Below are 12,733 nucleotides of genomic sequence, written 5' to 3'. Positions count from 1 at the left end.
TCGGCGGTCGGGTGACAGCCATACCCAGCACCCCTGGGTGCCCCGATCCTACGAATGACCGGAACGGCCCACGACGAACGGTATGGATCGGGTGATGTGCTGGCGTGGGCGGAGCGTCCGGGGGAGCAGTCGTGCCAGTGTCGATAGGTTCGCTGCGCGGGCCCCGGGGGTCGGGACCCGTCGGAGGTGGACGATGAAACCGAGGGTCCTGGTCAACGAGGTGAAGGGTGAGGGGCCACCGGTCGTCCTGGTGCCTGGCGGGCTCACTGGATGGGTGTCGTGGACGCCGCTCGCGGACGCCCTGTCGGCGAGGCGGCGGACCGTCAGGGTGCAGCCGATCCACAATGAGCTCGGCTCGGCCGGCGAGCGCGGGGACGCCGGGTACACCGCGGCGATCGAGCGTGAATCACTGCTCATGACGGTGGACGCCCTCGGGGTCGAGACGGCCGACTTCACGGGGTGGTCCGGCGGCGGACGGGCCCTCGTCGAGTTCGCCCTGGCCCATCCGGAGCGGGTGAGGACGCTGACGCTCGTGGAGCCCGCCGCGTACTGGATCCTCGACGGCCTCGGCGAGTCCGCCCCCGAGGTCGCACGATTGAACCAGTTCCTGCACGCGCTGGCCGGACAGGACGTGAGCGAGGATGACCTGGCCGAGTTCCTCGAACTCGCCGGACTCGCACCGTCGAAGGAGCAGGCCCGCGACCACCCCGCCTGGCCGCGCTGGGTCCCGCACCGGATGGCCCTGTCCTGGAGCTCGGCGCAGGCTGACCGGCCGGACCGCGACGTCGCCGAACTCGCCGACATCCGGTGCCCTGTCCTCCTGGTCCACGGCTCCGCGACCACCGACTGGCTCAAGAGGGTCGTCGCCGTCCTCGACGAACGGCTTCCCGATACCCGGGTTCTCGAACTGCCCGGCGACCACGCCTGCCACCTCGAGAACCCAGACGCATTCCTCGCCGCGTTGGAGCGACACCTGGCTCAGTGAGCCGAGGCCGGCCGCACGGCGCCGAGGAGCACTTCAGCAGCCCTTCACCGGCTCCAGCACGCCCGGGCGCGGCGGCAGTGGCTTCCGCTTCGGCGGCACCGGCGACTCCAACGCCTGCTTCACGGTGCTCCGCGACACCTTGAACCGCGTGGCGGGCTCCCGTCCGGACACTCCCTCCCGGTGAGCCCGGCGGATCCTCTCGAACAGCACCTCACGCCACCTGTTCATAGCGGTCTCCCCTGACCTGGACCATGATCAACTGGCGCGGTGTGACGACCTAACGGCCCACAAGCGTGCTGATTACTCCAAAAGCGGCATGTCGCACGCCATCACACCAGCTGGCTCCCGAACTCACCGGAGAACCACCGGCTCCCGAACTCTGTGGAGACGCGGCTCCCACCAACCCCGGAGAAATCAATAGTGCCGAAACTTCCTATCAGGAGCCGTGAGAGCGCTGTCATCGTCGGGACATGATCCTTGTTACCGGTGCCACCGGCACCATCGGCAGTCACGTCGTCCGCCTGCTGACCGAGCGCGGCCTACCGTTCCGGGCGATGTCCCGCCGCGAGCGGCCCGGCGGGGTGCGGGCCGACTTCGACGACCCGGCGTCGCTGGCGCGCGCAGTGGCCGACATCGACACGGTCTTCCTCGTAACCGTGCCCCCCGTACCAACAGCGGACCAGGACGTCGCCCTGGTCACGGCCGCCCGGGCGGCAGGCGTCCGTAAGATCGTCAAGCTGTCCGCCATCGGCAGCGGCGAGCGGTTCGACGGGGCGACCGTCGGCGCGTGGCACCTTGCCGCGGAGGAGGCGATCGAGGCCAGCGGGCTCGTGTGGACGATGCTGCGCCCGCCGAGCTTCGCCTCGAACGTCTTGTGGCATCGGGCGCTGATCCAGGCCGGAGAGCCGATCCCGAACCTGACCGGTGACTCCCGGCAGGCCATCGTCGACCCGAGGGACGTGGCTGCGGTCGCCGTCGCCGCCATGACCGGCGATGCGCATGACGGGCAGCGGTACGACCTGACCGGGCCGGAGCTGCTGACGTTCGCGGACCAGGCGGCGATCCTGGAGGGCGTGCTGGAACGGCCGGTCAGGATCACCGACACGAATGCGCTCGACCAGTTGCCGGCCGGGATGCGCACCGGCGTCGGCTGGGCGCGCGCCGGCGGTGCGGCCTACGTCACCGATCACGTGCCGCGGGTGCTCGGCCGGCCGGCGGGCACGTTTGAGCAGTGGGCACGCGACCATCGGGAGGCATTCGAGGCGATGCCGTAACCGACCGCCGCCGACGGCCTCCAGGGTCCTGGTAGTTCAAGGGATACAGCTCGTTCTCCTTTGGTGCTTCGCTGGAGCTGGTGAGAACTCGGGCCCTGTTTGCCCCGGTCGACCGGTGAGTGTCCGGCGGCTTCTCCGCCTCCGGGTGCTTTGGTGATCGACCCATCGATGGCGATCTGGTCCAGGACGAGCCCGACGATGCGGTCGTACGCCGCCAGGGCGATATGCGGGAGCCGGATGAAGACTGCGAGCCGGATCCACTCGTCACGGCGGTTGCGGATCAAGGCAGGCACAGGTCTCCTGGTGATCACAGAGCGTCGCCGCCCCGTGATCACCAGGCCCTGTGTCTCTTCTTCTCCCGAGGTGCCCCATCGCGCCTGTCTGCGCGACCTCTTAAGCTCAGCGGTCAGATGGCCCAGGCTCAACCACGAGAAGCACCATGACCAGCGGCGACACGTTCAACGTTTCCAGACCGGGCCCAGCACGTTCCGGGCGGCCTGATCCCCATCACGCCGAACTGCGGTGATCGGGTTCTCGAAGCCCCTGGCCCTCCTGGTGCACACCGCGGTGCCACTGCGCTGTTCGACGAGAGCGCCATCGCGCCGGACGCCGCGATGGCGGCCGAACCGTTCGCGGATGCCGATGGAGCGGAAACCGTGGGCGCCGGTGCAGGGCGAGGCCGGTGGTGTTCTCGGGGAAGCTCGCGGACTGAACGGTCCAGATCCCGGCCGGCCCGGTCGAGGTGATGAGTGCCGAGAGGGGGGTGGGAGCGGTGCCCCGGCCGCGGGGCGGCCGGGGCACCGCACAGACGGAGCACTCCGATGCCGCCGGTGTACGCGCAGCGGTCGGAGATGCGCGACATGACCACCCGCCCCAGGACGTGGCGGTCGCGGCCGTGCCGAAGGCCTCCGCCCGCACCAGGAGGCGGGCCCTGCGGATCAGTGCCGGTCGGCGAGCAGGGCGGCCATGGCGGCAAGGACACCGGGCTCGACCCGGTAGTAGACCCACGTGCCGCGCCGCTCGGACGAGAGGAGGCCGGCATCACGCAGCTTCTTCAGATGGTGGCTCACCGTGGGCTGCGAGACCCCGACGTCCTGGATGTCGCACACGCAGGCCTCACCGTCCGGATGGGACGCGACCCGGGAGAAGAGCCGCAGTCGCACAGGGTCGGCGAGAGCCTTGAACATGGCGGCCATCGTGATCGCGTCGGCCTCGGAGAGGTCGGCGGAGGTCAGCGGCGGGCAGCACGGCACCACCTCGGCCGCTTCCGCCAGCGGCAGCGTCTTCACATTCGACATGCATCAATATTGACACTTGTTGAATCAGGAGGGAAGTGGAGTCCTTCGAGGCGGGCGGTCGGTGAGGCGAGAGTCCGATGCGCACCGCGCTCCGGCCCGGGTGGAGTCGCACCGCCGTCCGGATGGGCGGTGGCGGCGTGCGCGGGGTGGACTGCGGCGGTGTCGGGGCTTCCGGCCGCCGGAGTCGACCCTTGATTTGATGAATGCCTATGTTGACGCCCATCGAAGCAAGATGCCATGCTGGCAGCACAACAGGTCATCGACAGATGTCGAAGCAAGGGAGAACTGCTGTGAATGCCTCCGCTGCCGGGTCCGAGCTGCCCGTCGTCGTCATCGGGGCCGGCCCGATCGGCCTGGCCGCCGCCTCGCACCTGATCGAGCAGGGCATCGAGCCCCTCGTCCTGGAAACCGGGCCCTCGGCCGCGACGGCGGTACGCGAGTGGGCCCATGTGCGGCTGTTCTCCCCGTGGGCCGAGGTCGTCGACCCGGCCGCCGAGAAGCTCCTCGCCCCCACGGGCTGGGTCCGCCCCGACGGCGCCGCCTACCCGTCCGGCGGCGACTGGGCGGAGCTGTACCTCCAGCCGCTCGCCGACGTCCTCGGCGAGCGCGTGCGCTACGACTCCCGGGTGACCGGGGTGGCACGCGCCGGGCGGGACCGCATCGTCGACTCCGGCCGCGACGAGCAGCCCTTCACCGTCCACATCGAGCACGCCGACGGCCGTGAGGAGCGCGTCCTGGCCCGCGCCGTCATCGACGCCTCCGGAACCTGGTCCACCCCCAACCCGCTCGGGGCCGACGGCCTGCCCGCCCTCGGCGAGCGCGCCGCGAGCGGCCGGATCTCCTACCGCGTCCCGGACCTCAAGGACCCCGTCGTGCGCGCCCGGTACGCGGGCAGGCGCACCGCGGTCGTCGGCACCGGCGCCTCCGCGTTCACCGCCCTCGCCTACCTGGCAGACCTGGCGCAGGAGGAGGCCGGCACGCACGCCGTGTGGGTGCTGCGGCGCGGCATCACCGGCTCCACCTACGGCGGCGGCGAGGCCGACGAGCTGCCCGCCCGCGGCGCACTCGGCCTGCGGGCCAAGAAGGCCGTCGACGACGGGCACGCCTCCGCGCTCACCGGCTTCCGCACCACAGCCGTCGAGCCGCGGGGCGAGCAGCTGGTGCTGGTCGCCGAGGACGGCCGCCACAGCGAGCCCGTCGACGAGGTGCTGGTGCTGACCGGCCTGCGCCCAGACCTGTCGTTCCTCTCCGAAGTCCGCCTCGGCCTCGACGAGCGCCTCCAGGCTCCGGCCGCCCTCGCCCCGCTGATCGACCCCAACCAGCACTCCTGCGGCACCGTCTACCCGCACGGCGCCGCCGAGCTCGCCCACCCGGAGAGCGACGTGTACCTGGTGGGCATGAAGTCCTACGGGCGGGCCCCGACGTTCCTCGCGATGACCGGTTACGAGCAGGTCCGCTCGATCGCCGCCGCCCTCGCCGGGGACCACGAGGCCGCGGCCCGCGTCGAGCTCACCCTTCCGGAGACCGGAGTGTGCGGCGGCGCCGGCCTCTTCGACCAGCCCGAGGACGAGCAGGCCGGCGGTGGCTGCTGCTCGGTCCCGGCCGCGCCCGAGGTCCTGAGCATCGGCCTCGGCGCGCCCACCCAGCCCTCGACCGGCGGCTGCTGACCCCGGAGCCCACCACCCGCCTCGGCGGGGCCGCGACCGGGACCTCGGCCCCGTCACGGCCTCGCGCCGCGCTGCCGGCGCTGTGCCTGGCCCAGATCACCGGCTAGGGCATCCTCTACTGCGCCTTCCCGGTCCTGTCCTCCCGCATCACCGAGACCACCGCGTGGTCCGCCGCAGCGGCCACGGCCGCCTTCTCGGCGGCCCTGCTCGTCTCCGCGCTCGTGGGCATCCTCGTCGGCCGGCTCCTGGCCGGGACGGCGATGGCGGCCACCTTCTACCAGCCGGCGTTCGCCGCGCTCACCCGGTGGCGCCAACCCGACCATGTGCGGGCGCTGACCACGCTGACCCTGGCCGGCGGGCTGGCCTCGACGGTGTTCGCGCCGCTGACGCAGGCCCTGTCCCAGCATCTCGGCTGGCGTGCCACCTACCTCGTCCTGGCCCTGCTGCTCGCCGTCGTGACCGTGCCCGCCCACGCGCTCTCCCTGCGCGCGCCCTGGCCCGAGGCTTACCGGGCGCCGTCGGCCGTCCGACGCCAGCCTCAATGACGGTGCGCCGGTCATCGTCCACAAGTGCAACTACCCCGGCTCCGGGGTGCGCAACGACCTTTTCACTTTGTAGCGCGCCGATACGGCCGTGCCATCTTGTACCGAACCGGCGTGAGGGCTCGGGCAGACGATCTGCCCGAGCCCTCACGTTCTCTGCCCCGCCCCTCTTGCTCGTGCTGCACTCCGGTGCCCGGAGCGCGACTCCTCCGGAGCCTTCCGGCCGCGGGCCCGGTCCCGCAAGCGGCGAACCGGCCGTTCCCGATCAACGGTCACGGCCGGTCCGCCGGCGGTCCCGGGTGGTGTGCCGGGTCAGGTGCCGATGCCGACGCTCAGGTGGAAGATCTGGGGGATGGAGGTCCCGAAGGTCAGCACGGCGGTGGAGCCGAGCAGGGCGAGTGTGCTCAGGGTGAGCGCGGCGGCCGCGGTCGCGGCGCGGCGGGTGGTGTTCACGGGGGCGGGTCCTCCCGGTGCCGTGGGTGGTCGGGTGGTCAGAGCGGGGTGATGAGGGGGCCGAGGGCGTTGAGCAGGTCGATGATCGCCTGGGTCAGGGTCATGGAGTGCTCCTTCACGGTGCGGATGCGGGATCGGGTTCGGGCGTGTGGGCGTGCGCGCAGCGGCAGGGCGGCTGTGCGGCGTGCTGCTGTTCGAGGTGGCGCAGGCGGCGGGAGAGTTCCTGGACGGCGGCGATCAGGACGCCTTGGGAATCGACGACGTCGATGGTCGTCTCGCGCCGGCCGTAGCCGAAGGCGGCCCGCCAGTCCTGGGCCATGGGGCCGATGTGCAGGGTGTCGGGGTCCCAGTCGTAGCGCCATTCGCTGACGGGCAGCTCGTCCAGGAGGGCGAGGATCTGGGCGCGGGTGAGGGGCTGGTCCCGTTCGGTCCTGGGCGGCCGGGGCCGAAGGAACGTCGAGGCCATCCCCCGGAGCAGGGCGGTGAAGCGCACGGTCCTTCCGCTTCGTCGCAGTGGGCGGGTCAGGAGATCGGCTTGATGGCGTGCTTCACGTCACGGTTGCTGGTGATCAGCGGCACGATGATCGGTTCGAGGGGGGTGATGATCTTCAGGACGGCGTCCAGCCAGTTCACGGGAACTCCACGATGCAGAAAAGGGCCTTGGTCGCCGGTCATTCCATCAGCCCGCCCGGCCGTGCGCGGGGAAAGATCGAAACTGACCGATCCCGACGGATCGCGAGCATCCCGCGAGGCGGACGAACCGGCCCGCCACCTCATGGGTGGGGCAGGCCCCGGGATCGGCCGAAGCGGCCCTGTCATCAAACTGTGTCCATGGAGAACCGGGCGTCGTGACCTGGCTCGGCTGGTGGGGCAGCGTCCTGAACTACCGCGCACCGGTGCGGCGCTGGGTGCGGTTCGTCCCCGTCTCGATGCTGGTGGTCGCCGTCCTGGCGGTGAACTACCCCAACCTCGCCGACCAGCCGGCCTCCCTGGTGCTCGCCCTGGTCGCGATGACCGCGCTCGTCGGCATCGGCGAGGAGCTGATGTTCCGCGGCATCGGCGTCCAGGTCTTCAAACGCGCCGGACTCAGCGAGGGCAAGGTCGCCCTGTGGTCCTCCGTGGTCTTCGGCGTCGTCCACGTCAGCAACGCCTTCGGAGAAGGTGCCCAGGCCATCCTCCAAGCCGTGATCGTCTCCACCTCCGGCTACTTCTTCTACCTGTGCCTGCGCGTCGGCGGCGTCCTGCTGCTGCCGATGCTCGTCCACGGCCTGTGGGACTTCAGCCTCGTCTCCAACGCGGTCGGCACCGACCCCAAGGCCTCCCCCGGCATGGTCCTGCCGATCGTGCTCCAGGTCGTCCTGATCGTCCTCGTGATCGCCAAGCGCCGCACCGTCGAACCCCCGGCCAACACCGGGGCCGGCGCCCCGTCCGCGCCGACGGCCCACCGCACCGCCGGCCACTGACACGGCCGATCCACCAGTGATGCCCCCGCCCACCCGGGCGGGGGCATCACTCGTTCGCACGGCGCCCTCCGCCAGCCGTACCCCGGAGGAGAACAGCAGGTCGACGAAGGCCCCGTTACGGTCGGTCATCTGCCCCGCCCACCCCGGCGCCGGCACACCATCGGCACCGAACCCGAGCAGCCCGGCCTCCACCCAGCGGCAGAACGCCCGCGGCGTCAGCCGGCGCACCTCGCTCGCCCTCGCGTTCTTCGCCGACGCCGCCGGTGCCTGGCCACGCCCGCCGCTCCGACCGGGCACCGACCGCATGACCACCGGGCTGGCCGGCATCAGATCGTGCTGCACCGCCCACTCGTACAACCGAGCCAGCGCCGCCAGTTCGCCTGGCGCGCCCTGGACGCCGGGTGGGGCATCGACTACCGGGCGGACCTGGTCCTCCAGCACCCCCGTACCGATCCGGCCCGCCACGCCGCCTACTACCGCATGACCGCCCGTAACCGCGTCTGGCTCGCCAAGCGCTACCTGCCCGCCGCGCTCGTGCCCGTCTACCTCACCTCCTGGATCGCCTACACCCTGCTGCGCCGCCCACCTATGGACGGCTTGAAGGCGTGGTGGGGCGGGTTCTTCGAGGGAGTGCGGGTGTCGTGCCAGCCGAGGAGGCCGATGCGGTGGAGCACCGTGGGTGAAGATGGCGAAGCTGGGCCGGCCGCCGGTCTTCTGACAGCCGGGCCCAGTCGCCGGTCAGGTGCGGACGGCGTGCAGTTGGACGTCGGCTCAGGTTGCCAGGACGGCCGCGGCGGCAGAGTCGGTGAACCAGTCGGGGGTCGCGCCGGGCGTGCTCCTGAGCCAGGCCACGTACCGGTCGAACTCGCCCAACGCGCAGCCGCCACCACAGGACGGCGGATGCCCGCTGCCGACCGCACATCAAGGAACCGTCAAGGGGACGGTAGGGTTCTGCCCGGTGTGCCGGGAAGTCTGGTCGGCGGGTAGTGGAGCGGCCCCCTACGCTCCTCGTCGACATGGGGTGAGCTCCTGTGCTGTCCGTCGTGTGCTTCGAGCCCGTCCTGCCACCCGGGGCAGCCCCCCGGAGCGCCGAAGAGGGCGTCGTGCCCGCTCCGGGGCCGGAGCAGGCCCGATGACGGGGAACGGCGGCCTGCCCACCGGGCTGGTCCGCCAGTACGTGGAACTGCTCGCGGACGTCTCCCGTTCGGGCCGGCAGCTCCGGCGTCCGGAGCTGGAGGGGCTGCGGCAACTCGGTGAGCACAGTGCGGAGGCGGGGCAGGGGCTGCGAGAGGTGGTCGCGCAGTGCCTGGGGGCGACTCGTGCGCAGTGGCAGGCCCTGCCGGGGATAGCCGGGGCCACCACGCTCGGCGAGCTGCGCCGGGCGGGGGAGGCGGTCCTCGCGGCGACGGACGCCTCGCTCGCCGCCCTGGGCGAGGGCCACGAGCGGGCGCAGCGGCTCGCGGTGCGTCAGGAGGAGTCGCTGCGGCGCGAGTTCATCGACGACCTGCTGTACGGGCGCAGCGATCCGGGGCTGCTGGCGGAACGGGCGGAGCGCTTCGGGCTGCGGCTGGCCGGCGCGCACGCCGTCGCGGTGGCGGTCGGGGAGGAGCCGTACGGCGACGTGCACCCGGTGGTGCGGAGGGTGGAACGCGAGCTGGTGGGCCGTTTCGGCGAACGGGACGTGCTGCTGGCGAGCAAGGACGGCCGGCTGCTGTGCGTCGCTCCCGACAGCGAGCGCGCGGTGCTGGACTTCTTCACGCAGTTGGTGCTCGGGCCGGGCGTCGGCTACCGACCGGCCCGGCGAGTGGCCGTCGGGCGGCGTCACTCCGGGGCGGGTGGGGTGGTCCGCAGCTACGAGGAGGCCCTGGGGGCGCTGGACTTCGCCGATCGGCTCGCCCTGCCGGCCGTGTTGTTGCGGGCGGAGGAGCTCCTGGTGTTCCCGGTGCTGATGCGGGACCGCGCGGCGATCGCGGATCTGGTGCGCAGCGTGCTCGGCCCGCTGGGCGGGGCGCGGGGCGGGGCGGGGGCACTGCTGGAGACGATCGCGGTGCAGGCGGAGGCGGGATACGTGAACGCGGAGGCCGCTCGGCGGCTCGGGGTGAGCGTGCGGACGCTGTCGTACCGACTCGCGAGGATCAAGTCCTTGACCGGGTACGACCTTTCGGATCCGCTGCACCGCTACACCCTGGAGACGGCGGCGATGGGAGCCCGCCTGCTGGGATGGCCCCAGCAACCGCTCTGAGTCGTGCCCGCCTGCGCGACCCAGGGTGTTAACGCGGCATAAAGATTGCCTGGTCCTGGCAATGTGCGAACAGGCCTTCGCTCGCAAGGATTGCCGTGGCACCGAACGGTGCCGCGACGCGGGGCGACGGGGGTGGAACGGGTGCCGGGATTCGTGGAGGTCGCTCTGGGCTATCCCACGGCGCTGTTCAGCTTCGCGTTGCTGGTGGTCATCGGGTACTGGGTGCTGGTGCTGCTCGGTGGCCCGGGTGTCGACGCCCTGGACGGGGGAGAGGGTGTCGACACCCGCGGGGGAGTCCTGGCCGCGCTCGGGCCGGGCGGCGTGCCGGTGACGGTCACGGGCTCGATGCTCGTCGCCATTGCCTGGTTCGTGAGCCTCTCCGGTTCGGCGCTGACCGCCGGGGTGCCGGCGCGGTCCGTCGTCCTGGTGGTCGCTCTGGCCGCCGGCTGGGTGGGGACGAGGGCGGTGCTGCGTCCGATCGCCGACCGGTTGCCCCGTGAACGGGCACTGCGGCGCCATGACTTCGTGGGCCGGTTGTGCGTGGTGCGCACCGGCCGGGTCACGGACGACTTCGGGCAGGCGGAGGTCGTCGCGGAGGACGGGTCGAGCGCGGTGGTCCAGGTGCGCTCCCTGACCGGGGAGCCCGGGCTGACGGTCGGCCGGACCGCGCTGATCTTCGACTACGACCCCGCGGGCGAGTGCTTCCTCGTGACCGCGTTCGACTCCGGTCCGTTCGGCGGCTGACCCGTTCGCCGCCCCGTTTTCGGACTGCCTTTCCACACAAGGGATTCGTGATGGACACCATCGCTGTCGGCTTCGGCGTGCTCATCGCCGTCGTCCTGCTCGTCGCCCTGGCGCTGCTGCTGTTCACCAGCCGCCTCTATCGCAAGGTCGAGCAGGGCAAGGCACTGATCATCTCAAGGGCGCGGAAGGTCGACGTGACCTTCACCGGTGCGGTCGTTCTGCCGGTGCTGCACCGCGCCGAGCAGATGGACATCTCGGTCAAGACGATCGAGATCTCCCGCACCGGCCGCGACGGCCTGATCTGCCGGGACAACATCCGCGCCGACATCCGGATCTCGTTCTTCGTGCGGGTGAACAAGACGGTCGAGGACGTCATCAAGGTGGCCCAGGCGATCGGCACGGCCCGGGCCAGCGACCAGGCGACGCTGCAGGACCTGTTCGCCGCGAAGTTCTCCGAGGCACTGAAGACGGTCGGCAAGCAGCTGGACTTCACCGACCTGTACACCCACCGGCACGAGTTCCGCGACCAGATCATCGCTGTGATCGGCACCGACCTCAACGGCTACAGCCTGGAGGACGCGGCGATCGACCACCTGGAACAGACGCCGCTGAAGCAGCTCGACGCCGACAACATCCTCGACGCGCAGGGCATCCGCAAGATCACCGAGCTGACGGCGATCGAGCACGTGCGCACCAATGAGTACCAGCGCACCGAGGAGAAGGAGATCACCCGGCAGAACGTCGACGCCCGCGAGGCCGTCCTGGAGCTGGAGCGCCGCCAGGCGGACGCGGAGATCCGCCAGCGCCGCGAGATCGAGACCCTCCGGGCGAAGGAGGAGGCGGAGATCGCCAAGGTGCAGGAGGAGGAGCGGCTCGGGGCCCAGGCCGCCTTCCTCAGGACCGAGGAGCAACTCGGCATCCAGCGGGAGAACCAGGCCCGCGAGGTCGCCGTGGCGCAGAAGAACCGCGAGCGGGTCATCGCGATCGAGGCGGAGCGCATCGAGAAGGACCGCCTGCTGGAGGTGATCGGCCGTGACCGCGCGACCGAGCTCGCCCGGATCGCCAAGGACAAGGAGGTCGAGGAGGAGAAGCGGCAGGTCGCCGACGTGGTCCGCGAGCGCGTCGCGGTGGACCGCACCGTCGCCGAGCAGGAGGAGTCGATCATGACCCTGCGCACGGTCGAGGAGGCGGAGCGCCGGCGCCGCGCCGTGGTCATCCAGGCCGAGGCCGAGGCGCAGGAACAACTGGTCAAGGACATCAAGGCCGCCGAGGCCGCCGAGCAGGCCGCCGACCACAAGGCGCGCGAGTCCCTCGTCCTGGCCGAGGCCCGCCGCCAGACCGCCGAGCTGGACGCAGCCGGCAAGATCCGCCTCGCCGAGGGCATCCAGGCGGAAGCCGCCGCCGAAGGCCTCGCCCAGGCGCGGGTGCGCGAACAGGAGGCCGTCGCGATCGAGAAGGTCGGCCTGGCGGAGGCCGCCGTCCTCGCGGAGAAGGCGTGCGCAGCGGCGCTGGAGATCGGCGCGAAGCTCAAGGCGGAAGCCGAGGGACTGACCGAGAAGGCCGCCGCCATGGCCGCCCTCGACGAGGCCGGCCGCGGCCACGAGGAGTACCGGCTGCGCCTGGCCGCCGACAAGGACGTCCGCCTCGCGCACCTGGACACCCAGCGGCAGATCGCCGAGGCCCAGGCCGCCCTGGTGGCGGCCGGACTGGAGAAGGCCACCATCGACATCGTCGGCGGCGACTCGGTGTTCTTCGACCGCCTGGTGCAGTCCGTCTCCGCGGGCAAAGCGGTGGACGCGTTCGTCGCCAACTCCGATACCGCCCGTACCCTCGCCGGACCCTGGCTGGACGGCAGCGCCGACTTCACCGCGGACCTCACCCGGGTGCTCTCCTCCGTCTCGACCGCCGACGTGCAGAACCTCACCGTCTCCGCCCTGCTGATGAAGCTCATCGGCGCCGGCGGGGACCAGACCGGACCGCTCACCCAACTGCTCGCCTCGGCGAAGCGGCTCGGCGTCGCCGAAACCCCGCTCGCGGTCCTCGACGGCACGAAGAAGTAGAAAGG

11 protein-coding genes and 3 pseudogenes are annotated in these 12,733 nt (G+C 71.5%); 9 read left to right on the top strand and 5 right to left on the bottom strand.

Going from position 1 to position 12,733, the window contains the following annotated elements:
- The first annotated feature begins 193 nt into the window (after positions 1–193).
- Positions 194–985, top strand: a complete 792-nt coding sequence (locus ACFVUH_RS32095) for an alpha/beta fold hydrolase (protein ID WP_387916937.1) — start codon at positions 194–196, stop codon at positions 983–985.
- Positions 986–1,018: 33 nt separating this feature from the next.
- Here ACFVUH_RS32095 and ACFVUH_RS32090 read toward each other — a convergent pair whose 3' ends face one another.
- Entirely contained in the window at positions 1,019–1,213 is a 195-nt protein-coding gene (locus ACFVUH_RS32090) for a hypothetical protein (RefSeq protein WP_387916935.1), read from the bottom strand.
- A 242-nt stretch (positions 1,214–1,455) separates the two neighbouring features.
- Between ACFVUH_RS32090 and ACFVUH_RS32085 the strand changes: the two genes are divergently transcribed.
- Positions 1,456–2,259, top strand: a complete 804-nt coding sequence (locus tag ACFVUH_RS32085) for an NAD(P)H-binding protein (RefSeq protein WP_387916933.1) — start codon at positions 1,456–1,458, stop codon at positions 2,257–2,259.
- A 92-nt stretch (positions 2,260–2,351) separates the two neighbouring features.
- Here the strand turns inward: ACFVUH_RS32085 and ACFVUH_RS32080 are convergent.
- Both ACFVUH_RS32080 and ACFVUH_RS32075 read right to left on the bottom strand, forming a co-directional pair.
- Positions 2,352–2,540: pseudogene (locus ACFVUH_RS32080) on the bottom strand (IS5/IS1182 family transposase); the annotation flags it as partial.
- A gap of 657 nt (positions 2,541–3,197) precedes the next feature.
- A complete protein-coding gene (locus ACFVUH_RS32075) occupies positions 3,198–3,557 on the bottom strand; it encodes a metalloregulator ArsR/SmtB family transcription factor (protein WP_387916932.1) in 360 nt (119 codons plus the stop codon).
- A 290-nt stretch (positions 3,558–3,847) separates the two neighbouring features.
- On the opposite strand from ACFVUH_RS32075, the gene ACFVUH_RS32070 reads away from it, so the two are divergent.
- Positions 3,848–5,224, top strand: coding sequence for an NAD(P)-binding domain-containing protein (locus ACFVUH_RS32070; protein ID WP_387916931.1), 1,377 nt, complete (start codon positions 3,848–3,850; stop codon positions 5,222–5,224).
- Positions 5,221–5,745, top strand: a pseudogene (locus ACFVUH_RS32065) (MFS transporter); the annotation flags it as partial. The gene ACFVUH_RS32070 and the pseudogene ACFVUH_RS32065, both read left to right, overlap by 4 nt.
- A gap of 333 nt (positions 5,746–6,078) precedes the next feature.
- Here ACFVUH_RS32065 and ACFVUH_RS32060 read toward each other — a convergent pair.
- Complete coding sequence (locus ACFVUH_RS32060) at positions 6,079–6,219, bottom strand: hypothetical protein (protein WP_355359480.1); 141 nt, start codon at positions 6,217–6,219, stop codon at positions 6,079–6,081.
- Between the two features lie 115 nt (positions 6,220–6,334).
- Positions 6,335–6,712 (bottom strand): hypothetical protein, encoded by a 378-nt coding sequence (locus tag ACFVUH_RS32055; RefSeq protein ID WP_387916929.1) that lies wholly within the window; start codon positions 6,710–6,712, stop codon positions 6,335–6,337.
- Between the two features lie 355 nt (positions 6,713–7,067).
- Here ACFVUH_RS32055 and ACFVUH_RS32050 point away from each other — a divergent pair, with 355 nt between their 5' ends.
- The 5 genes and pseudogenes from ACFVUH_RS32050 to ACFVUH_RS32030 all read left to right on the top strand — a co-directional run bounded on the left by ACFVUH_RS32050 (position 7,068) and on the right by ACFVUH_RS32030 (position 12,728).
- Positions 7,068–7,682 (top strand): CPBP family intramembrane glutamic endopeptidase, encoded by a 615-nt coding sequence (locus ACFVUH_RS32050; protein ID WP_387916928.1) that lies wholly within the window; start codon positions 7,068–7,070, stop codon positions 7,680–7,682.
- A 375-nt stretch (positions 7,683–8,057) separates the two neighbouring features.
- Positions 8,058–8,400: pseudogene (locus ACFVUH_RS32045) on the top strand (glycosyltransferase family 2 protein); the annotation flags it as partial.
- 414 nt (positions 8,401–8,814) lie between these two features.
- Complete coding sequence (locus ACFVUH_RS32040) at positions 8,815–9,924, top strand: PucR family transcriptional regulator (RefSeq protein ID WP_387916926.1); 1,110 nt, start codon at positions 8,815–8,817, stop codon at positions 9,922–9,924.
- Between the two features lie 153 nt (positions 9,925–10,077).
- Positions 10,078–10,668, top strand: coding sequence for a hypothetical protein (locus ACFVUH_RS32035; protein WP_387916924.1), 591 nt, complete (start codon positions 10,078–10,080; stop codon positions 10,666–10,668).
- Positions 10,669–10,718: 50 nt separating this feature from the next.
- Positions 10,719–12,728: a flotillin family protein gene (locus tag ACFVUH_RS32030; RefSeq protein ID WP_387916922.1), complete on the top strand. Its 2,010-nt coding sequence runs from the start codon at positions 10,719–10,721 to the stop codon at positions 12,726–12,728.
- The last annotated feature ends 5 nt before the right edge of the window (positions 12,729–12,733 follow it).

The sequence above is a fragment of the Kitasatospora sp. NPDC058032 genome (assembly GCF_042885845.1).
In the GTDB taxonomy this organism is placed as follows: Bacteria; Actinomycetota; Actinomycetes; order Streptomycetales; family Streptomycetaceae; genus Kitasatospora.
This window is presented reverse-complemented; position numbering and strand designations above follow the sequence as displayed.